Consider the following 20,601-nt stretch of genomic DNA (forward strand, 5'->3'; position numbering starts at 1 on the left):
GGCCTACCGGAAGGAGGAAGCCATGGCAGCAGCGAAGAAGACGGCAGCCAGCGTCCGCGCCAAGCAGTTCCCGGCGCAGGAAGGCGAGCCGGAGACTGAGGTCGACGAGCGGTCTGCGGACGGCGCCGAAGGCCTGCGGTACGTCAAGGAGTTCGTCGTCCTCAAAACGTCGTGGCCTGCCCGCGACGAGGACGAGGCGCACAAGGCGAACGGGGCGGCCGTCTGCAACGAGGCTATCCAGCGCGGCCTCCACCCGCGTGGCGACGTCTCGTTCGACGGCGCCGAGGATCACCCCGACGGGTACTCCGTGACCCTCACCTACAGCGTGCGGACGGTCCCGTCGTCTGTCGATGACACCCCGCAGGACACCACCACCCCGCGGGACGTCATCGAGGGCACGGAGTAGCGCCATGGTCGACGCTTGGGCCACGCCGCAGCAGGTCATCGACATCACCGGTGTCACGGTGACCGATGCCGAGCTGTCTCGGGCGCAGTCCAGCGTCGAGGTGTTCTGCAACCGGATCTACACCGACACCCCGCGCATGCGGCTGCGGGACCTGTACTGGCTCGCCCGTGCCGTCGCTTACCAGGCGGCGTGGGAGAAGGGGCAGTTCGACCTCAACACCCGACTGGACGCTAACCAGGTCCAGCAGGACGGCATCGTCGCCAACCTTGCCGAGAAGGCGATGACGTTGGGCCCGAGGGCGAAGGGTGCGCTGCAGCGCTGCTCCTGGATGCGGTCACGCACCATCCACCTGCGGACCCCGTTGGAGAGTGCAGGCCGCTACGCCAACGCACTCGCTGACGCATCCGACGACCAGCAGCAGTGGATGCCGATGGGCGGCCGCGGATGAACGTGGCCACCACCACCGTCAGCATTCTCGGCGGCACCAGCGAGGACGAGTTCGGGGACGAGACCGACGGCAACACCGTCCTCGCCTCCCGCATCCCGGCCTCGCTAGTCGAGTCCACACGCACCGCATCCGAGCCGGTCTCCGGCATCAAACGAATCGTCCGCACCCACATCTGCCGCCTGCCCCCGGACACCGCGGTCGATGAGAACAAGCGGATCAAGGACGAGGTGACGCAGGAGATCTACATCGTCGTCTCCGTCACGAAGAACTCCAACCCCGTCCTCGCGCAGCCCCTGCGCGCGGACCTGAAACGCACAGGACGAGCCGCCTGAGGCTCCGACATAGCAACACCGCCCCGCCCGGCACCCGCGGCCCGTAAACGGCCAGCCAGGCAGGCACCGACAGCCATCCGTAGAGGAGGTGCAGGAGAGATGAGCGCTGCGTTCACGCTCACGGTCAACACCGCATGGCCGGAAGAGGTCGACCATGCATCCTCCCGCTTCCTCGAATCGGTGGCACTGGGCATCGAGACGGACGCCAAGCGGCTGGCCGCCGTCGACACCGGACTGATGCGATCGCGTATCTACCGTGAGGTCAACGATCTGACCGCCCGCATTGGAGTTCGGGACGTCGAATACTGGATGACCGTCGAGTTCGGGTCCGGCCCGCACGTCATCACCCCCGTCAACAGGAAAGCCCTGTACTGGCCCGGCGCTAGGCACCCTGTTGCTCGCGTCAACCACCCGGGCACCCCCGTGCAGCCGTTCCTCCGGCCCGCACTCATGCGCAGGCGGGAGGCACTCTGATGGCCGCCACCCCGCGTGCGAACTCCGAACTCGTTGCCGTGGCCTGGCTGCAGGGCGCTGCTGGCATGGAGGCCGGCCAGGTCGCGACCACCCTTCCATCGGACCAGGCCGCGTGGGAGGCGAACGGGTTCGTGCAGGTGCCCATGATTGTGGGCGGAACCCCGCAGCTGCACTACGCGCTGCGCGAGCCCGTCGTGCAGGTCGACGCATGGGCAGTCAACCGGAACTCGGGCAAGCCGCCGTGGGGTAAGGCCGCAAGCCTCATGGAGCTGATCGTCGCGGCGACCTACGACACGGCGCGCATGCAGCGAACTCTCATCCTGCCGTCCGGCTACCCCCAGGCCCGCGTCATGACCGCCCACTTCATAACCGAGCCGCGCCGGATCCCGGCCGATGACGCCTCGTGCGCCCGCTATTCGGCCGATCTCGCCTTGCATTGGATCACCCTCTAGGAGCGCCATGCCGATCGTCCGCACCACCATCCAGCCCCATCTCGAGGTCGAGGTCTCCGACGCGGAGTACACCGACCTGAAGCGACAGGGCCTCCTCATCGAGGACGCCCCGGCCGCTGCTCCTGCCGCCGCACCGGCCAAGACCACCGCCGCAGCGAAGAGCAAGGAGTAGGACATGGCGGTCACCACCACAAACCTGATCATGGGACCGGCCGACCTGTACATCGGGGCGTTCGGTGCCACGGAGCCCCTCGACACCGCGGTCAACACGACCCCCGCCGCGTCCTCCTGGACCGATCTGGGTGGCACGCAGGACGGCGTCAAGCTCACCGTCGACCAGACGTACACGCCGCTGGAGGTCGACCAGATCGTCGACGAGCCCGGCGCCCGCCTCACCAAGCGCATGTTCACCATCGAAACGAACCTCGCCGAGGCCACCCTCGAGAACCTCAAGTACCTGCTCAACGACGGCACCGCCGCCTCGGGGGCCGGCTTCAAGAGCTTCGAGCCGATCTACGCCTCGTCCGCGACACAGCCCACCTACCGGGCCGTCATCCTCGACGGCTACGCCCCCAACCAGCTACGACGCCGCTTCATCATCCGCCGCTGCCTGTCCAACGACAAGGTCGAATCGACCTACAAGAAGGACGGCCAGACCCTGTTCACCGTCAAGTGGCAGGGCTTCTACGTCAGCTCCGTCATCGCCCCGTTCAAACTCGTCGACGCCACCAGCTAGGAACCCGCATGCCCAAAGCACCCACAACACGTCCCGCCCACCCGCACGAGGACGAGGAGATCTTCGAGATCACCACATCCGAACCGGCGGAGCAGGCCGAAGAACGCCGCACCCTCTTCACGATCGACGGGGAAAAGATCACCGTCCCCAAGGTCATCGACGAGCGGCTCGTGTTCCTCGCCATGAACTACATGCGTACCGAGGGTGCCTGGTTCGGAACCATGTACCTCACCGAACTCATCCTCGGCACGCCCCAGTTCAAGAAGATCGTCAGCCTGCTGGAGCAGCGCCGCATCAACCAGGACCAGTTCGACAGGATCAGCAGCCGGGTGAACGACCTGTTCTTCCAGCGAACCAAAGTCGACGACGTACAGGGGGAGCAGGGAAAAGCTTCACCCGATTCACCCGGCAACTAGCAGACCACGCTTGGATCGTCGACTACTACGACGACCTGGACGCGGACTTCCTCGCCATCTACGGCATCGACCTCGACCGCACCGTGGTCGGAGCCAAGCGATTCCTTGCCCGAGCGACCCGACTCCCCGCCTACCAGAGCGTCCTCGCCGCACGCCTGGCCGCCGAACAACAAGAAGACCAACCCGCACCCCCGCACGACGGGCAAACAGACGTGCCCGTCGACGCAATGAACCTGATGATGCCCGGCCTGATCGAACGCGCGGAGGTGTAACCCGATGTCCTTCCTCGTCGCGTCCGGTCACGTCCAAGTCGACGCCAGAACCCGCGACGCCAAAGACGAGATCCAAGACCTCATCCGAACCATGGGCGGCCTCAGCCCCGCCGCGCAGGCCGCCGCAAACTCGCTGAAAGACCTGGGCAAGCGGGCGTCACTCGCCGGCCAGTCCCTGGGGAGGCTGGGAGAGCGAGCCGAGGACGCCGAACGGGCCCTGGCCGGATTGCGCGCGGTCGCGGGCGATATCCGCGTCAAGGCCGAACTCGACGACGACACCAGCGCCGGGGTGGCTACCGTCAAGGCTGCCATCGCCGACCTGAAGGCGCAGAGCCCGGTCCGCCTCGAGGTCAATTTCGACGGGGACGCCACGCAGATCACTGCTACAGCGCAGGCCATGCGGGATCTGCGTAACGATGCCCGTGACGCAGGCCAGTCCCTGACTACCCTCGCCATCCGCTCGGCCGCCGCCGCCCTGGCACTCCAGGAATTGGAGAACGCGGCGCAGGGCGCGTCGCGTGCGCTGCGTACCCTGCGGGGGCGGGCAGCGGCCACCGCGGCCGCCATGAGCGATCTCCGGGACACGACGGCGCGCGCCTCGACTGCTCTGCGGACCATCGCCAACCGGGCCGAGAGCACCGACGGCCGGCTCAACACACTCGCCGCCCGCAGTCGGGCACTGCGCGGCGATATGGACGAACTCGACGGGGTGCTGCGTCGTGTCGGCGGCAGTATGGGCGCCTTGCGTCCCCGCCTCGGCGGCCTCGGATCCTCCAGCGGGGACGCATCCGGCGGTATGCGGAAGCTGATGCTCGCCGCGAGCGGCCTGTCCACCGCACTCATCCCGGTCGCCGCGGCGACCGTCCCCATCGCAGCCGGCACCGTTGCAGCCGCAGCCGGGGTCGCCACGTTCGGGCTGGCGATCGGCCAGCAAGTCGCGGAGATGACGAAGGCCAGCGGTGCAGCCAAGAAATACCAGGACGCGGTCCGCGAGCACGGCCGCGGCTCGGAAGAAGCAGCCAAGGCGGCCCGTCAGACACAGCTGGCGCTAGCGGAGATGCCCGCTCCCACACAGCAGGCCGCAGCAGCCCTGAGCGTCCTCAAAGACGAATACGAGGACTGGTCCGACGCCCTGTCTGCGGACACCATGCCGGTCGTCACCAAGTCACTCGGCCTGTTCCAGGCGATGCTGCCGCGGCTGACACCCGTTGTCCGGAGCACCTCGGCGCAGCTTGAGAACATGCTGAACGTCCTCGCCGGCGGTATGCAGACTGCGGGCTTCGAGCGGTTCATGGACAAGCTGGCGGGGTGGTCAGGGGGGGCGCTCGCGCGGGCCACGTTGGGCATGGTGAAGTTCTCGCAGGCGTTGGACACGGGTGCGATCGGCTCGGACCTGGACCGGTTCATGGACTACGTCCGCGAGAACGGGCCGCTGGTCGCGGACGCGCTGGGCAATCTAGCGAAGGCCGCGGTACACCTGGTGGTTGCTGCGTCCGACATGGGTGTCAGTGTCCTCGGTGTCGTGAGTGCGTTCGCCAAGCTCGTCACCGCGATTCCGACGAGCACCCTGTCGACGATGTTGCAGCTCTATGCCGCTCTCAAGCTGGTCAGCGTTGGTGTGGGCATGGTGTCGGCCGCTGCGTCGTCTGGTGCGGTGGCGCGTCTGGGCGCCTACTTCGCGGTGATGCGCGCCGCTGGCGTGGGCCCGACGCTGCGGGCGACCGCGGCGAGCATGACGGCTGTGCAGAAGGCCAGCATCGGGCTGGGTGTGCTGGCGATAGCCGCGATCGGCATCGACAAGTTGGCGGACAAGGCGCGGGGTGCGCCACCGGATGTGGACCGGCTTGCGACGAGTTTGAAGAACCTGTCGCAGACGGGGAAGTTCACAGGCGAGTTGCAGAAGACGTTCGGTGACCTCGACGGCTTGGTCGAGAAGGTCAAGAAGCTGCACACCGAGGCAGACAAGGCGAACAACACGGCGCTCGGGTTCCGTATCCCTGGCCTCGACGACACAGCCGACTGGATCGCCAGCAAGATCAACGACGTGTCGAAGGGCGGCGAGAGCCTCAACGCCCTGAAGGACGACTTCAAGAGCCTCGACGAGGCAATGTCCGGCATGGTGTCGTCCGGCTACGGCAAGCAGGCCGCGCAGGACTTCAACATGATGCGCGACGCCCTGAAGGCCGAGGGCCTCTCCATGAAGGAGATCAATGATCTCTTCCCGGAGTACCGTGCCTCGGTGGCCGCGCTCAAGGCGGAGCAGAAGCTTGCCGCGCAGGGCATGGGAATCTTCGGGCAGCAGGCCATGGAGACGAAGACGAAACTGGACGCCCAGAAGGCCTCGGCTGATGGCTTGCGGGCGAGCCTCCTGGCCCTGAACGACGTGAACCGGTCTGCGCATGACGCGCGGATCCAGTTCGAGGCGGGCATCGATGCCCTCACCGCATCGTTCAAGGAACATGGCGCGACCTTGAATGAGGACACCGCGGCCGGCCAGGCGAACGGTCTGGCTATGTCGCAGGCGGCTAAGGGTCACGACGAGATGCTCGCGACGAGCCTTGCCGCGGGCGAATCGCTGGAGTCGATGACCGGCAAGTCGGACAAGCTGCGCTCGACCATGATGCGTCTGGCGACGGAGGCTTTCGGCGGGAACAAGAAGGCGGCGGAGGAGTACGTCAACAAGCTCCTTGGTATCCCGTCCGAGGTCAAGACGATGATCAAGGCGGAGCGGGCGGAGGCTATCGCTGGCCTTGAGGCGGTGCGAGCGGCGATCCAGAAGACGCCGGGGGCGAAGACAGTCAAGGTCGACACCCTGAACGCTGCCGCCATCAAGGCGCTGGAAGCGGTCGGGTACAAGACCAGGACCCTGCCGGACGGCCGCACCGAGGTGTTCACGAAGAACGGCCAGGCCATCGGCAGCATCGGCGAGGTGAACAGGGCCCTGTCCAACCTGAACGGGAAGACGGCGAACACCTACGTCAACAGCTACTTCACGTCGATCTACCGGGTGAAGGGGACTGCGCCGGGCGACAAGGGGTACGGGGTCGTGGCTCCCGGACGCGCTTCAGGTGGTCCGATCGGGTTTGCTGCTGGCGGCACCCCGGGCGGCCGGATTGCTGGGCCTGGAACCAGCACGTCGGACAGCATTCCGGCGATGCTGTCGAATGGCGAGTGGGTGATCCGCGCGGCGGCCGTGGCGAAGTACGGCGACGCGTTCATGGCGGCAGTGAACGACGGCCGCTTCCGCCCGCCCGGCTTCGCGAAGGGCGGCAAGCTCACCGAGAAGCAGAAGGCCGCGATCAAAGCGGAGAGCGACGCCAAGAAGGGATTGGCCTCCGACTTCGGCATCAGCCACTTCGGCACGATGGCGGGCTACCAGCGGGACCCGTTCGAGAAAGCGCTGGGCGTGCCAGCCAGCGTCAGCGACCTTGTCTCCAACTTGAACAAGGTGAGCGGGCAGATCAAGGCGGCATCGCACGGCAAGACCGAGTCGACGCTGCTGAAGAAACTGGACTCCTCGGGTAAGGCGCTGATCGCGAACCAGAAGAAGCTTGAGGGCGTCAACAAGGCGCTCGAAGGGGCGAAGTCGAAGCTCGAGGATTTGAAGGGCAAGTTCGACTCGCTCAAGACCAGCGTCGCCTCCTCGCTGGTGTCCTTCGGCAACATCACGAAGATCGGCAAGTACGGGACGTCACCGGACACGCTGATAAAGCAGCTCACCTCGGACGCCGGACGCACCACCGAGTTCGCCAAGCAGCTTGAGCAGCTGAAAGCAAAGGGCCTCAACGCCCAGTCCATCAGCGAGATAGCACAGGCAGGGATCACGGGCGGCGGCATGGCCACAGCCCAGTCCCTCCTCAACGCCACCCCGGAGCAGATCGCGCAGATCAACGCCCTGGAGAAGCAGCTCCAGACGTCGGCCAACAAGGCGGGCACAGTCACCGCGGATGCCATGTACGGGGCTGGCATCAGGGCCGGCGAGGGCTTGGTGAAGGGGCTCACCGCCCAGCAGGACAAGATCGAAGCCACGATGATGGCCATCGCGAAGAGCATGGAAGCCGCCATCAAGAAAAGCCTTGGGATCCAGAGCCCGTCGAAGGTGATGGAACCGATCGGCGACTTCGCCTTCCAAGGAGTCGAGCAGGGCTGGGTCAAGCGGCTCGCCAAGGGAAACACCCTGCTGTCCGGGAACGCCGCAGCCCTGCGCATGCGCCCCGCCCTCATGGCGGGTTCCGGCGCGGCCACGACTACGGCAGGGCCGGGCGTCGTCGTCCACCTCAACCCCGTGTTCAACACGATGACCCTGCCGGCTCCGGCCGAACGCAAGGCGTTCGCCGTGGCGATGGCCAGGGATATCAACGACGCGTTGCTCGACTACCAGAAGCAGCGGAGGCGCTGATGCCGCAAGGCGACTGGGGAGATCTCAAGGTCGGCAGGCTGCTGCTGCGCGAGACCTTCAAGGAAGGCGAGTCGGCCGGTACATCGCGCACCCTCGACCTCGAGGGGCAGGAGTCGTCGCCGCCGCTCACCCGCACCGAGCTGGTGTGGCGGCACGACAACATCACCGCCCTCGAGTCCGGCTGCGTCCTGCCGTTGACCTTCACGGACAAGCCGGAACGCAACTGCTACGTCAACGTCGACTCCGTCAGCGCGGACTACACCGAGTACCGCACCGAAGTCGTCACCAGCGACTGGAAGCTCAGCCTCACCCGCCTCGGCTCGGACGCCGAGGTCGACCTGCAGAGCAGGCTCACCGGCGCCATCCGCGTCAACGACTTCTCCCTGACGGGGGAGCGCTGGCATGCCCCGCCGATCGGCCACTACGGCTACCAGACCGGCACCAGCAACCCGACGATGATGACCCGCACCGGCGCCGACGGCGCCATGACCGTCTACCGCAGCATCCCCACCGGGGCGTCACCGCGCTGGGGCTGCGCACCAAGCAGCTACCTCAACGGCCGCGTGCGGCTTACCTCGAACGGAACGGAGCTGTGCGGCGTCGACCAGTCCCTATCGCCGACCGGATGGGCCCTGACGAACGGCCTGGTCAATGTCGCCATCGCGGCGTCTGCCTCGTTCGACGTGCAGGCCTACACGGGCGGGGCGTGGCACAGCAAGCTGTGGAACGTGTCCGTGGCAGGGTCCGCGTCGTCGATCACGTCGTGGGACGGGGCCACACTGCTGCGCAACGACCCCGAGCACGTCATCCTCCGGCTGTCCAAGGGCCTCAACCCCGGCCGGGCCACACTGGATCTGACGCTGCGCCGCGGCTCCCGCACGGTCGAGGGCTACCTGCAAACCACCACATCGAACACCCTCGCCGCCTACCGGTCCACGCTCGAGACGAACACGTCATTCGCCGCATCCGGCTACGTCGTCGCCACCAGCAATGACGCGGACGGCAACAAGTTCGCCTGCGGCTCCGCGCGTACCTTCGCCGCGCACACCAACGGCGGCGTGCAGAAAGCGGCGTCAACCACCCTCGACTTCTGGATCGGCGTTGCCGCAGGCGGCAGCAGCGCCGTATCGGGCGACGCGGCAACCGACCTGCGGAACATGTACATCGCCTGTCTACCGGAGACGATCTATGCGGTGAGGCGGTGACCGGTGGCTGTCAATGACGTACTCGGCGCACTCGGCTCCTGGGACCTCACCCTCAAGCCGACCACCCCACCCGACACGTGGGACGCCATCGGCTACTTCGGGCACGTGGCGTTCATCTCCGGCCGCCTCGACCCAGCCCAATACGGCGACAACCTCCTCACTGCGGCCCGCTACGTCGGAGTCGTCCGTGAGCGCAGCAACAGCGGCGACGACCGGCGCACCAAGCAGGTCGAGCAGGGCTACGAGCTCGGCGGCGTCGGCATGGCCATGTGGCTCGGCGACGACGAAGACAAGGGTGACGTCTACGAGAACGCCGTCCAGCCCGCCTCGGCCAGCTTTGCCACCACGATCAACATGCTGCTGCCCGCGTCCGGCGCCGTCACCGCAGGCACGATCTACGCGGTGCCCGGCAACTACTCCGGTCGGCACCAGTACGAGACGCCCCGCAAGGCGATCACCTACGTGTGCGAGACGTTCACCGCCTCGTCGGGACAGAAGGTCGGCTGGCGCGTCAACGGCAACGGAACGCTGGATGCTGGACCCGAGGCGAACCTTTTCGTAACCGATCCGCGGTGCGTGATCTCCCGCAAGACCTCAGGCAAGGACACATCCGGGATCGAGTCCGTGCCGGGCGCCTTCGGGGTCAGCCGCGACATGGAGGACTTCAGCACCCGGGTCGTCCTGCTCGCCGAGGGGGAGGGGGAGTCGATCGCCACCGGCTCGGCGGACATCTCGGGCGGCCTCAACCCGTACAAGGACATCCACGGTGGGACGCTCAAGCTGACCCGGCTGGCGAGCGAGTCGGATACCACGGTCACCAACGCCGACACCCGGGCCGCCCTGCTGCTGTCGCAGTACACGGCGTCGCAGGACGAACTCGTCGTCGAGACCGACAACTACTACATCGAGGGCAGCTTCGATGTCGGCGACTACGTGTGGGTGTGGGACCCCAACGCCGGACTCGTCGACAACGCGAACGAGATCACGTTCCGCGGGGAGCGCCTCAACCCGATCAAACTCCAGGTGACGGAGGCCAAATGGCCTGTCACGGAGGGGTACACCGTCGCCTATCGGGACGCGAACGGCGTCTGGTACGACCTGACGGACCACGTCGAATGGGACGGCTCCCACACCGTCTACGTCACCGTCGGCGGCTTCGCCCGCGCCCTCGAAGGATCCGGCACCCAACCCGTCGGATCACGGCCCAGCCAGGACACCAGCATCCCCGGCACACCCGTCCTCGTCACCCCCTTCGCGGGGTCCGCCTACCTGGACGGCCGGGGATACACGAGGGCCCGCGTCATCGTGCAGTGGACGGCGCCCCTCAACGTCGACGGCTCGACCGTCCTCGACGGCGACCACTACGAGATCCGATACGCCGTCGACACCGACATGATCTACCCGGCCACCTGGTCCCAGGTGTCCCAAGTGCGATGGATGGACCTGCAGATCTGGGCGCAGCCGTTCGCGGCACCCGACCAGAAGTGGCAGGTGCAGTACGTTGCCTGGGGCGAATCCACCGCCCAACTCAACGACCTGAGCCCCGGCGTCGGCTACGACGTACAGATCCGCGCCGTCGACAAGGCCGGGAATACGGGAGCCTGGTCGGGCATCACGACGTTCGTTGCGTCCGAGGACAACATCCCACCGTCCACTCCGGCCGCCCCGTCGGTGGCTGGGTCGCGGATCGCCCTGCAGATCACGCACACGCTCGGTGTGTCGAGCGGCGGCACCTACAACCTCGAGTCGGACCTCCAGCACCTCGAGATCCACGTTGACTACGAGCCGACCTTCACCCCCAGCAACGACACCCTGAAGGCGAAGGTCAATGCCACGGCGGGAATGATCCAGGCGCAGATTCCCGCTGTGGCCACCGTGCAGGTCGAGGAGACGTCGGCCCGCTACGTGCGCGTTGTCGCGGTCGATAAGACCGGCAACAAGAGCGGTCCGTCCGATGCGGCGTCTGCGACCGCGCTGCTCATCGATGACGCGCACATCTCCGACCTGACCGTCTCCAAAGTCACCGCTGGGGAGATCTCTGCGGACTGGATCGTCGGCGCCCGCATCAAGACCGCCGACACCGGAGCACGTACAGAAATGAGCGCGTCGGGGTTCGAGGCCTATGACGCCGCAGGAACCCGCACCTTTTTCGCCGACGCTACGACGGGCGATGTGTCCATCCTCGGCCGCCTACGATCCGGCACGACTGGCCAAAGGCTCGACATCAACCCCAGCTCCATCCTCCCCGAAATCCGTTTCTACCCCAGCAGCGGCAGCGACTACGGCTTCATCAACGCCCTCAGCAGCGGCACAGACGTCAACCTCGGCGCCAACAGCTCGTCCTACGACGACGACGGCGTCCAGTGCGCATCCCGCACATACCTCGCCGTCGGATCAGCTCAGTTGGAGACCATCCGCAGCGACACCCAGCAGCGGCGCGGCGGATACGTATGGGCCCAGCCCGACGCCCTGTTCGCGGGATTCAACCGTGACGGAGTAGAGGGCGGAACCATTCTCGCCAGCGCCAACGTGGGGACCTTCGGCTGGAACGACGGCACGGCGTCGACGGCGAACCTCATGCGGTTCCAATCCGGTGTGACGCGCCATATCGGCCGCTGGCGAGACTTCGTCTCCGCCGACTCCAATGAGGGCCTGTTCACCGGGTCGGTGGTGGCGACGTCGGGTGCAACGAGCTTCTCCGTCGGCTACGGGGCGACAATGCTCACCCAGCCGCTGCCCCTCACGTCGATCCGTGACGACGTCGTGCACTCCTACGCGATCACAGGGTCGGATACCTCGGGCTTCACCATCACCATCTCCCCGGCCGCCAACGGCGGATGGTCGCTCTACTTCTGGTGCTTCAGGATCTGAGGAACAGCATGGACATATATGAAGTGCAAGGCGTCGAAGCGACCGCCACCACACAGGGAACCCCGATCTGGATGGTGGCGATGGGCAAGCCCGACGGCACCATCCACGCCTACGCCTTCCCGCCGTCAATCATCGAGTGGCGCATGGCCGAGTACCAGCTCGACACCGTCGATGAAGCCCTCGATATCGTGTTGCACGAACCGTGGGCGACGAACCCGCTTGACCCGCTGACAAGGCGAGACGATGCCGCCCTTCGCCAGGGCATGGTCGTCCGTGCGCCGGGCCCGGTCGTTGATTACGAGCCGATCCGCCTACACAACGCCGACACCATCGACGACGCCCGGACAGCGCACCGCATCCGCATCGCCGACGCCAAGACACGCGTGCGCGTCACCCCACCGAAGGGCAAGCCGGACCCGCTCGACATCATCCGGACCCGGCATGGCGTCACCGATGAAGGGCTGCGCCAGAAGGCGGCGCATGTTGACGCCGCACGCCGCTCCTATCGCGGCGAGGCAGTCCCGGGCGATCCGAGCCTCGCCATCGAATCGCAAGCCCGTCAGCGCCTGAAGGAGGCCACCAGTGCCTGATCCGTCCACCACCAGGTTGGCCCTGTACAAGTCCAAGTCGGACGGGTCCGAGCTGGTCAACTACACGCAGGACATCGGCCAGAACTGGGACAAGGTCGACGCCGCCGCAGGCTTCCAGGCGGCCACCTCCAGCACCCGCCCGTCGACTCCCTACAGCGGAAAGCCGATCTTCGAGACCGACACTTTCTATCGGACGCTGTTCTCCAACGGCACCTCGCCAGCCTCCGCGTCCTGGGTGGAGATCCCCAACAGCTCCGCCACCTTCAACAACAACCTCAAGCTCGCCTCCGGCAAGCAAGTCAACATCGGCGCCAGCGGCTCCAGTGCCAGCTACACCGCCCTCCTGCCCACCGCCACAGGCGACTACATCCTCGCCAGCCGCGTCACCGCCGACTCCGTATCCCGCCTCACCATCCGCGCCGACGGCCGACTCGACTGGTCCAGCGGCGCCGCCACCCAAGACACCAACCTGTTCCGCGACACCGCAAACGTGCTGCGCACAAACGACTCGCTGACCGTCGACCTCAACCTCACCGTCTCCGGCAACATCACCGTGGCCGGTATCGGCCAGACTCTCTTCGCCCGCAAGACGGGCGACACGTCACGCGCCAGCACCACCACCCAGGCCGACGACCCGCACCTGACGGTCTCCCTCACCGCCAGCGCCACCTACCTGCTCTACGCCTACCTCGTCTACCAGGCAGGAACCACCGGCGATATCAACGTCGGCTTCACCATCCCGTCCGGCGCGGCGGGATCGTGGCAGGGCACCGGCATCGGCCGCGACGTCGTCGCCTCCGTCGGCACCGGCGGATGGACCGTCCGCATGAACGCCAACGACGTATCCACCACCCAACTCCGCTCCTACGGCGGAGACACCACCAACCAGGTCGTCCAAGTGATGGGCATCGTCCGCACATCCTCGGCCGGCGCATTCACCGTGCAATGGGCTCAGGCTGCCATCGACGCCACCGCCACCATCCTCCGCACCGACTCGTGGATGCAGCTCACCCGCGTCGCATAGAAGAGAGGCAGAACATGGACTACCCCAACATCGCTATCACCGCTACGAGCGCCAACGGCGAGAACGACGCCTCGGTAACCCTGACTATCGGCGGGACGCTGACCGTCGACGAGGCCGCACTCATCGACGTCGTCACGAACTACCTGCTCGGCCTGCCGGGCCTGACGACCGCGCGCGCCGTCAAGCGATCCATTGCCGAGCAAGACGTATAGGAGACTGCCATGTCCACGTTCCAGGTCATCCTGCTGATCGAGGTCGGCATCATCGCCATCGGTAGCCTCCTCGGCTGGCGCCGCCCCTAGCCCTGCTCGGCGACCGGCCCCGTCATCGTCGGATGCGGGTCCGGCTCGCCGTTGTGGAGGCGTTCGATCTCCGCCTCCAGCTCGCTGACGAGGGCCTTGAGGAGGATATTCTCGTCGGCGAGCTCGCCGTGCCGCTGCCGGAACGCCTTGAGCGCCCACTCGGGGCTGATCTGCTGGGCCATCACGCCACCTTGTCTGCGAGCTCGCGGTACCGGTCGAGGAGATCGGTGTTGTTGAGGAACGGATGCTGCGGGAAAAACGACCAGTGACTGACCACGGCGTTGCCGATGAGGATGTTCGGCTGGCCGCTCACCGTCGGCCAGTGCACGGTGTGGAAATGCTCTTCCTCATCCGGCACCAGCACCCCGGGCTGAGGAAGCGAGGCGTAATCGCGGCCGGCTGAGGCGAAGCAGGACACGGAGAACTGCTCGCCGAGCTTGATGGGAAAGTCCTGGTACAGGAAGCAGTCCTCGACCGTGCCGGCCTCGACGTGCCCGATGAGCTTCTCGTGCATCTTCACGGCGAACGGGCCGTTCGCCCAGCCGACCGGATCCATGCAGTACGGGGAGACCTCGCCCCACTCGCGGGGGATGATGCCGCACTGCTGGAGGTACCAGGACACGAGCGCGTTGTTCCAGATGATCGGGAAGATGGCCTTCGACGGCTCCATCTCGATCTTCTTGCGGACGAGGTTCTCGATCGAGTCGTCGTGGACGTACACCACGTCGTCGTCAAACCTCACGAAGATCGTGTCAGGGTCGGTGGCATACCGGTAGAAGTAGCCGGTCGAGCGCTGCTTCGGGCCGGGATGCTTCATCGGGCGCTCGATGATGCGGATCCAGTCGTACTGCTCGGCCAGCTGGTATCCGTAGGCGCGGTCGCTGACCTGGCTGTCGTCGGTGTTCATGTACAGGATGTACTCGTCGACGATGCCGCGCTTCACGTCACGCTCGATGTACTTGACCAGGATGCTGACGGTGGACTCACGGCCGAACGGAGTCCAGCAAGCCACCTTGTGACCGTCAATCATGCTGCTGCCCTCTCTGCTGCGGGCGCAGAGAGCGCCGCTTCCCACTGCACGTTGATGGCCTGCAGGATCGACCCGGAGGCCTCGGCGCGAGCGGCCATGCCCATCTGTTGCCGCAGCCCGGGATCGTCGACGAGCTGCTTCAAGTAGCGCCCCCACTCGTGCTCGTGGCGCACGAGGAAGCCGTTCTCGCCGTGCCGGATCACTGCCCGGTACGGCTCGATGTCCGACGCGATCAGCGGAATGCCGAGCATCGACGACTCGAGGAACTTCGTCGCGAACTTCGCCCGGTTGAACGGGATGTCCCTGTACGGCGCCACCCAGACGTCGAACGCCGCCACGGCCTGCAGGTAGTGGCCGAAGTTCTCCACCCAGCCGAGTGCACCCAGCCGCTCACCCTTCAACCCGCACGCGACCGCCGTCCGCGGGTCGATACCGACAAGGCGCACCACCACCCCGCCCGGCCGCCGATACTCCGCGATCCGGTTCAAGGCGCGCACCGCTTCGGGGAGTTCGTGCACCGTGGACGACGTGCCGGCCCAGCCGACGGACAGGATCTCCGGGTTGTAGTCGCGGACCGCGCCCAGGTATTGGGCGGGCAGCCCGTTGGGGACGACCCGCACGTCGTGGTGGTAGTCGCGCAGCACTTCGGCGAGCGGCTCCGAGCAGCAGGTGACCGTGTCGGAGATGGCGATGTTGTCGACCAGCCCCTGACGCAGCCGCGGGTCAGACCACAGCTGATAGGCCGCAGCGTTGGACGGATCGAGGTGGAAGTAGTCGTCGTCGAGATCCATCACCAGGCGGATGCCAGCCTCGCGCATCTCCCGCCACGTCCGCGACGGGCCCGGCTTCGCCACCCGACAGCCCACCACCACGTCGAAACCCGGCTCCCGCCAGTCCTCGGGGAGACGCGGTCCGGCGGACGGCTTGTGGCCGATCCAGTCGAGGGACATGGCGGGGAGAACGCCGCGGTACAAACCCGAACCTGAGCCGTCCGCCGTCCAGAAGTGGATACGCGCCACGTCAGGCCGCCAGATACCCGGGGAGCCAAGACTCCGCGTAGTAGCGGACGGTGTGGTGGATGCCCTCGTCGAGGGGCACGAAGTCCTTGGCGGTCATGCCGATCTGCTGCAGCGTCGACGTGTCGGAGGAGACGACCGCGTTGGGGACTTCACCCGGGCGCATCGGCAGGTGCTTGATGGCGACGGGCTCACGGCCGGTATAACGGGTGGCCTCCTCGGCGACCAAGCGCGCGATGTCGTTGACGGTGACGGAGTCGAGCGGGCCGCACTCGACGGGCTTCTCAGTGGGGCCGTGGACGGCGGTGTGCTCGAGGGCCTGAGCGAAGGTGCGGGCGACGTCGGCGATGTACGCGCAGTCGCTGATCTGGGTGCCGTCGCCGTACACCTCGAGGGGTGCGCCGGTGAGGGCGCGGCACGTGAAGGCGGGGAGGATCTTCCGCACCTTGCCGGTGCCGTAGGGGGCGGCAACGGACTGGCCGGGGCCGTAGGCGTTGACCGGGCGGACGATGGTGATGCGGCCGTCGCGGTAGGCGTTGAACATGCGCGCGTAGTCCTCGGCTGCGGTCTTGCTGATCGTGTACGAGCCGGTGCCGAGGTCTCTCATAAACGCGTTCCCGACACCCGCGTAGACGACTGGGAGCCCGTACTGGTTGGCAGCCTCGAAGACGTTGAGGCTGCCCCGGATGTTCGTCTCCGCCGACGGCCGCGGGTTCCCGATGGTTTCCTGCGTGCCGAGCACGGCAGCGAGATGGATGATGCCCTCGACGTGGGCGGCGAGTTCGACGACGGCTGTCTCGTCGCGGATGTCGCCGAGGAAGAACTCCTCACGAGTGGCCATCTCGGTGTGTGGGTTGCGGTCGAAGACGACGACCTGGTGCCCGCGTCGCAGCAGCTCGGTGCGGATCCATGAGCCGATGAAGCCCTGCCCGCCAGTGACGCCGATCTTCATGCCTGCTCCTTGACGAGGGTGGGGATTGGTGAGGCCGCTTGTGCGGCGCGGGTGACGGCGTCCCAGAACTCGCGGGCGGCTTCATCGGGCTGGTAGTTGGGGCCGGTGACGATGCTGCCGTCGGGGCGGATGCCGAGGGTGAGGATGCCGTCGTCCTCGTACAGGGCGATCGCCAACTCGGGCGACGTGGCAGGCCTTGGCCCGGAGGCGTGGGGGCAGACCTTGCAGTGGTCGCATTGCGGTGCGTTGTCGGGGCAGTCGCAGCGGGGGCAGCGGCGCCCGGTGTCGTCGTTCGGCTGGCTCATCGGCTGCTCCAGGCGACGGTTGCGTACTCGATGCGTGTCTCGACGGGCTGTGCGAGGGCGAGGTAGGCGAACAGGAACGCCGGCGCGGCGCAGACGGCGTTCATGAGCCGTCCCCGTCCCGCGCGAGCTCAACGCCTGCGCAGGCCATGTTCGCGAGGCCCGTCTCGCCCCGCCACCACGGCGCTTTGGGCGTCCAACTCCGCCGCAGGTTCACCACGTGGCCCTTCGCGGAGCGCCCTCCGCACACCTCGCAGCGGGTCAACAGGCGCCGACGCAGCTGCTGAAGGGGGTGCACCTGGAGCCGCCAGTGGTGGACGTGGAACCGCCACGCGTTCCCTGGATGGGTGGGGCAGGTCTTGTCGTCGAACCCGGACGGATCGCGGTGCCACACGGTGATGAGGCTCGGCCACCGGATCGCGCGGCCTGCGAGCACCGTGTCGCGGTGGCGGCGGAGTTGCCAGCGGACGCCACTCCGGGCGGCCTGGCGTGTGCCGTAGGCATCGACGCGCGGCCACGGGCGCGGAACCTCGAAGGCGACTGTGAGCGGATCCTGCATGGGCGTGCTCCTGTGCGGGTCAGGTGTGCGGGTGGGGCGCGGGTTTTGGTGTGGCAGGGGTGCAGACCCGCACGGCCACACCCCTGCCACGGATCCTCTGAGCCAGGACCTACCGCAACGATACCTGTGATTCGTAGGTGAATGGCGAGGTTCAAGCTACGATTCCAAGGTATCGGTCGTATCGAGGAGACCCGCATGGCCGCACCACTGAGCCCCGACAGACTGCTGGCCGTCCTGCACACCGAGGGCGTCAACGCCCGCGAGTACAAGAACTGGCGCACACACAACCGTGACGACGAGACCGGCCGCCCGTTCGGCCCCGTCAACGGCATCGTCATCCACCACACGGCAGGCACGAACTCGCTGGCTCTCTGCTACAACGGCACCCCTGATCTGCCGGGACCCCTGTGCCACACCCACCTGGACAAGACAGGCGTGGCGACGATGCTCAGCGCTGGCCGCGCCAACCACGCCGGATCGTTCGCGCAGAACGCCCACGACGCCGTGGTCGCCGAGTCGTCAACGCATCCGCGTCCGGACGCTGCGGAGCCCGTGGATGCGAACGACAAGTACTACGGCATTGAGATCGAGAACCTCGGCAACGGCAATGATCCGTATCCGGCGGCACAGTACGACGCTGCGGTGCGGTGGGCGGCGGGGATCTGCCGGGCGCATGGCTGGTCCGCGGACTCGGTGATCGGCCACAAGGAGGGGACGCGCCGCAAGATCGACCCCTCGTTCGACATGCACCAGTTCCGCACCGACGTCGCCGCGCGCCTCGCCCACACCGCGGACTGGAACCCTGACGAGGAGGACGACATGCCCACCGCCAACGAGGTCGCCAAGGCTGTCCTGACGTATGACGGCGTAATCGCCGTCCCCGGCGCCCCCGCCACCAACCCCACCTGGACGCTGTCGAGTTCCGTCACCGAGATCCTCAAGCGGCAGGACAAGGCCAACGCCACGCTCGCCGCGCAGAAGGCGACCATTGACGAACTCGTGAAGGCGGTCGCCACGCTCGCCGCAGGCATCGGCAACCTCGACCCCGCCGCGATCGTCCGCGAACTCACCGCCGCCATCGAAGCCATCGACATCCACCTCGACGTGCCGGACGCTTCGTGACCGCGATCGACTACGACCCGTACCGGGCGATCACCTCATGAGCCCAGGCCAACATGTCCTCGACGCGCTGACCGTTGGGCTGGAACTTTACCCACAACTCCAGGTTCTCCAGCCGGTTGTCCTGCTTGTCGCCGTTCTTGTGGTGCACGTTCTCATCTGGGCGAAGGAGCCGACCCAAGTGGCGTTCCATAACGAGGCGGTGCTCCAGAACCCAGAGGTTGTCGCCGACGGCATCGGGACGCCGCACCCGTATGTAGCCAGCCTTGGTGACGTATCGGCCCTCCATCGAACGTCGGCCTCGTTTGACGCCGGGGCTACCGCGCCCCGGCCCGGCCAGCGGGTCTCCGTACCGCCGTTGGCGGTTGGCATGGCCGCTGCACAGGTCAGCCGTGTGGGCCTTGAGTTCGCAGCCGTCCACTCGACAGGCGGGACGTTCGGGCCTGTGAAGCCACCAGTACTGGTAGCAGCGGCGGCACAGCCTGCGCGCCTTGTACTGGATCGGCCGTTCGCAGCCCTCAGTCGAGCAGGCGCCCTCTGGTTCAAGCATGAAAGGATTCTACCGTCTTGAACCTGTACTACGACTTGGAGTTCCTGGAGAACGGCCGCACCATCGAGCTGATCTCCATCGGCATGGTGTGCGACGACGGCCGCGAGTACTACGCGGTGAACCGGGACATGCCCGTGCGGCGGATCCGGAAGCACAAGTGGCTGATGGAGAACGTGGTGCCTGGGCTTCCGAAGGGCCACGGAGACCAGCGGATCCACATGCCGAAGCGCTGGCTCTTCCACTACGCCGACCACAGGGTGAAGCCCCGAAAGGTCATCGCGGATGAGGTCATGAACTTCATCCGAGCGGCTGGGTCGGACGTCGAGTTGTGGGCCAACTACGGGGCCTACGACCACGTCTGCCTCGCCCAACTCTGGGGCCGCATGATCGACCTCCCCGAAGGTGTCCCCATGTTCACCCGGGACATCCAGCAGGAACGCGCCCGCCTCGGCCTCGCATGGAACGACCTTCCCCAGCAAGAAACGGGCGAGCACAACGCGCTCGCCGATGCCAGACACAACCAGACCGTCCGGCGCTGGCTCGCCGAACGCACACAGAAGTGAGACCCGCCATGAGCACTCCCACGACCGTCATCAAGACCGCCCAGACCTACGCCAAGGACCTCGCTGAGCGTGTCATCTGGACGTTCCTCGGCGCATCCGGCGCGGTGGCCCTCGCGGGCGGCCCAGCCGACATGCTGCACGTGTCGTTCTGGCAGGGCGTCGGCACCGCCGGTCTCGCCGCAACGGTGTCCCTGGTGAAGGGAATCGCTGCTCGCGCCTTCGGCGAGAAGAACTCCGCGTCGACCGCCTCGGGCGTCTGAGACTGCCCACCTTGCGCGACCGGGAGGGCGCATGGATGCCGCCACGGTCACGGCCCTAGGGGTGCTCGGTAGCGCCCTGATGGCCGGGCTGGCAGCCATGTACGGCTCTCGGATCGCCGGGCGGACTCAGCGGGAGGGCGGAATCATCGGCGGATACAACAGCCTCACGGACCAGCTCCAGGAGGAACGCAAGGAGTTGCGTGCCGACTTGGCCGCGCTGCGCCTGGAGCTGGCCACAGAGAAGGCGGAGACGGCCCGCCTCAGGCTGATGGTGCAATCCCTCGGGGGCACGCCGTGACCCGGGCCGAGCGGGCATTCGTCCG

At 66.8% G+C, this 20,601-nt stretch carries 25 protein-coding genes; 18 read left to right on the forward strand and 7 right to left on the reverse strand.

All coding sequences use genetic code 11. From position 1 onward, the window contains the following. The first annotated feature begins 22 nt into the window (after window positions 1-22). The 14 genes from C4B68_RS34195 to C4B68_RS34260 all read left to right on the forward strand — a co-directional run bounded on the left by C4B68_RS34195 (window position 23) and on the right by C4B68_RS34260 (window position 13,837). Window positions 23-406: a hypothetical protein gene (locus C4B68_RS34195; RefSeq protein WP_099500383.1), complete on the forward strand. Its 384-nt coding sequence runs from the start codon at window positions 23-25 to the stop codon at window positions 404-406. Window positions 407-410: 4 nt separating this feature from the next. Next, window positions 411-854: a hypothetical protein gene (locus tag C4B68_RS34200; protein ID WP_099500384.1), complete on the forward strand. Its 444-nt coding sequence runs from the start codon at window positions 411-413 to the stop codon at window positions 852-854. A gap of 2 nt (window positions 855-856) precedes the next feature. Beyond that, a complete protein-coding gene (locus C4B68_RS34205; RefSeq protein ID WP_143674290.1) occupies window positions 857-1,186 on the forward strand; it encodes a hypothetical protein in 330 nt (109 codons plus the stop codon). A 99-nt stretch (window positions 1,187-1,285) separates the two neighbouring features. Further along, window positions 1,286-1,660, forward strand: coding sequence for an HK97 gp10 family phage protein (locus C4B68_RS34210; RefSeq protein WP_104880027.1), 375 nt, complete (start codon window positions 1,286-1,288; stop codon window positions 1,658-1,660). Next, window positions 1,660-2,112: a hypothetical protein gene (locus C4B68_RS34215; RefSeq protein WP_099500386.1), complete on the forward strand. Its 453-nt coding sequence runs from the start codon at window positions 1,660-1,662 to the stop codon at window positions 2,110-2,112. Before C4B68_RS34210 ends, C4B68_RS34215 begins: the two co-directional genes overlap by 1 nt. A gap of 7 nt (window positions 2,113-2,119) precedes the next feature. Then, window positions 2,120-2,284 (forward strand): hypothetical protein, encoded by a 165-nt coding sequence (locus C4B68_RS42220; protein ID WP_167459219.1) that lies wholly within the window; start codon window positions 2,120-2,122, stop codon window positions 2,282-2,284. Window positions 2,285-2,287: 3 nt separating this feature from the next. Next, complete coding sequence (locus C4B68_RS34220) at window positions 2,288-2,848, forward strand: hypothetical protein (RefSeq protein WP_099500387.1); 561 nt, start codon at window positions 2,288-2,290, stop codon at window positions 2,846-2,848. Window positions 2,849-2,856: 8 nt separating this feature from the next. After that, on the forward strand, window positions 2,857-3,264 hold the full coding sequence (locus C4B68_RS34225; RefSeq protein ID WP_099500388.1) for a hypothetical protein: 408 nt from the start codon (window positions 2,857-2,859) through the stop codon (window positions 3,262-3,264). A 276-nt stretch (window positions 3,265-3,540) separates the two neighbouring features. Then, window positions 3,541-7,935, forward strand: a complete 4,395-nt coding sequence (locus tag C4B68_RS34235) for a coiled-coil domain-containing protein (protein WP_099500390.1) — start codon at window positions 3,541-3,543, stop codon at window positions 7,933-7,935. After that, a complete protein-coding gene (locus C4B68_RS34240; protein ID WP_099500391.1) occupies window positions 7,935-9,140 on the forward strand; it encodes a hypothetical protein in 1,206 nt (401 codons plus the stop codon). Before C4B68_RS34235 ends, C4B68_RS34240 begins: the two co-directional genes overlap by 1 nt. A gap of 3 nt (window positions 9,141-9,143) precedes the next feature. Further along, the gene (locus tag C4B68_RS34245) at window positions 9,144-12,011 is read left to right on the forward strand and encodes a fibronectin type III domain-containing protein (protein WP_099500392.1); all 2,868 of its coding nucleotides are present in this window, start codon (window positions 9,144-9,146) and stop codon (window positions 12,009-12,011) included. A gap of 8 nt (window positions 12,012-12,019) precedes the next feature. Beyond that, window positions 12,020-12,601: a hypothetical protein gene (locus tag C4B68_RS34250; RefSeq protein WP_099500393.1), complete on the forward strand. Its 582-nt coding sequence runs from the start codon at window positions 12,020-12,022 to the stop codon at window positions 12,599-12,601. Further along, window positions 12,594-13,625 carry a hypothetical protein gene (locus C4B68_RS34255; protein WP_099500394.1) on the forward strand — a complete coding sequence of 344 codons (1,032 nt, stop codon included), beginning with the start codon at window positions 12,594-12,596 and terminating at the stop codon, window positions 13,623-13,625. The genes C4B68_RS34250 and C4B68_RS34255 overlap by 8 nt, the downstream gene beginning before the upstream one ends. A gap of 14 nt (window positions 13,626-13,639) precedes the next feature. Next, on the forward strand, window positions 13,640-13,837 hold the full coding sequence (locus C4B68_RS34260) for a hypothetical protein (protein ID WP_099500395.1): 198 nt from the start codon (window positions 13,640-13,642) through the stop codon (window positions 13,835-13,837). A gap of 86 nt (window positions 13,838-13,923) precedes the next feature. On the opposite strand, the gene C4B68_RS34265 is transcribed toward C4B68_RS34260, so the two are convergent. The 6 genes from C4B68_RS34265 to C4B68_RS34290 all read right to left on the reverse strand — a co-directional run bounded on the left by C4B68_RS34265 (window position 13,924) and on the right by C4B68_RS34290 (window position 17,786). Next, the gene (locus C4B68_RS34265) at window positions 13,924-14,109 is read right to left on the reverse strand and encodes a hypothetical protein (RefSeq protein WP_099500396.1); all 186 of its coding nucleotides are present in this window, start codon (window positions 14,107-14,109) and stop codon (window positions 13,924-13,926) included. Beyond that, window positions 14,109-14,957 (reverse strand): hypothetical protein, encoded by an 849-nt coding sequence (locus tag C4B68_RS34270; RefSeq protein ID WP_099500397.1) that lies wholly within the window; start codon window positions 14,955-14,957, stop codon window positions 14,109-14,111. The genes C4B68_RS34265 and C4B68_RS34270 overlap by 1 nt, the downstream gene beginning before the upstream one ends. Next, complete coding sequence (locus tag C4B68_RS34275) at window positions 14,954-15,976, reverse strand: glycosyltransferase family 4 protein (RefSeq protein WP_099500398.1); 1,023 nt, start codon at window positions 15,974-15,976, stop codon at window positions 14,954-14,956. The genes C4B68_RS34270 and C4B68_RS34275 overlap by 4 nt, the downstream gene beginning before the upstream one ends. A 1-nt stretch (window position 15,977) precedes the next feature. Beyond that, window positions 15,978-16,925, reverse strand: a complete 948-nt coding sequence (locus C4B68_RS34280; protein ID WP_099500399.1) for an NAD-dependent epimerase/dehydratase family protein — start codon at window positions 16,923-16,925, stop codon at window positions 15,978-15,980. Next, window positions 16,922-17,230 carry a hypothetical protein gene (locus C4B68_RS34285; RefSeq protein ID WP_099500400.1) on the reverse strand — a complete coding sequence of 103 codons (309 nt, stop codon included), beginning with the start codon at window positions 17,228-17,230 and terminating at the stop codon, window positions 16,922-16,924. The genes C4B68_RS34280 and C4B68_RS34285 overlap by 4 nt, the downstream gene beginning before the upstream one ends. 100 nt (window positions 17,231-17,330) lie before the next feature. Then, complete coding sequence (locus tag C4B68_RS34290; protein ID WP_099500401.1) at window positions 17,331-17,786, reverse strand: hypothetical protein; 456 nt, start codon at window positions 17,784-17,786, stop codon at window positions 17,331-17,333. A gap of 195 nt (window positions 17,787-17,981) precedes the next feature. Between C4B68_RS34290 and C4B68_RS43665 the strand changes: the two genes are divergently transcribed. Continuing rightward, the gene (locus tag C4B68_RS43665) at window positions 17,982-18,908 is read left to right on the forward strand and encodes an N-acetylmuramoyl-L-alanine amidase (RefSeq protein ID WP_099500402.1); all 927 of its coding nucleotides are present in this window, start codon (window positions 17,982-17,984) and stop codon (window positions 18,906-18,908) included. A 10-nt stretch (window positions 18,909-18,918) separates the two neighbouring features. Here C4B68_RS43665 and C4B68_RS42555 read toward each other — a convergent pair whose 3' ends face one another. Beyond that, a complete protein-coding gene (locus C4B68_RS42555; protein ID WP_206337098.1) occupies window positions 18,919-19,455 on the reverse strand; it encodes an HNH endonuclease in 537 nt (178 codons plus the stop codon). A 17-nt stretch (window positions 19,456-19,472) separates the two neighbouring features. Between C4B68_RS42555 and C4B68_RS34305 the strand changes: the two genes are divergently transcribed. From C4B68_RS34305 to C4B68_RS34315, 3 genes are read left to right on the forward strand one after another with little or no spacing between them, the layout of a single operon-like run. Then, the gene (locus C4B68_RS34305) at window positions 19,473-20,018 is read left to right on the forward strand and encodes a 3'-5' exoribonuclease domain-containing protein (RefSeq protein ID WP_099500404.1); all 546 of its coding nucleotides are present in this window, start codon (window positions 19,473-19,475) and stop codon (window positions 20,016-20,018) included. A gap of 8 nt (window positions 20,019-20,026) precedes the next feature. Then, on the forward strand, window positions 20,027-20,278 hold the full coding sequence (locus tag C4B68_RS34310; protein WP_099500405.1) for a hypothetical protein: 252 nt from the start codon (window positions 20,027-20,029) through the stop codon (window positions 20,276-20,278). Between the two features lie 31 nt (window positions 20,279-20,309). Then, on the forward strand, window positions 20,310-20,576 hold the full coding sequence (locus C4B68_RS34315) for an uL29 family ribosomal protein (RefSeq protein ID WP_099500406.1): 267 nt from the start codon (window positions 20,310-20,312) through the stop codon (window positions 20,574-20,576). Window positions 20,577-20,601: the final 25 nt, after the last annotated feature.

The sequence above is a fragment of the Streptomyces dengpaensis genome, from assembly GCF_002946835.1.
In the GTDB taxonomy this organism is placed as follows: Bacteria; Actinomycetota; Actinomycetes; order Streptomycetales; family Streptomycetaceae; genus Streptomyces; species Streptomyces dengpaensis.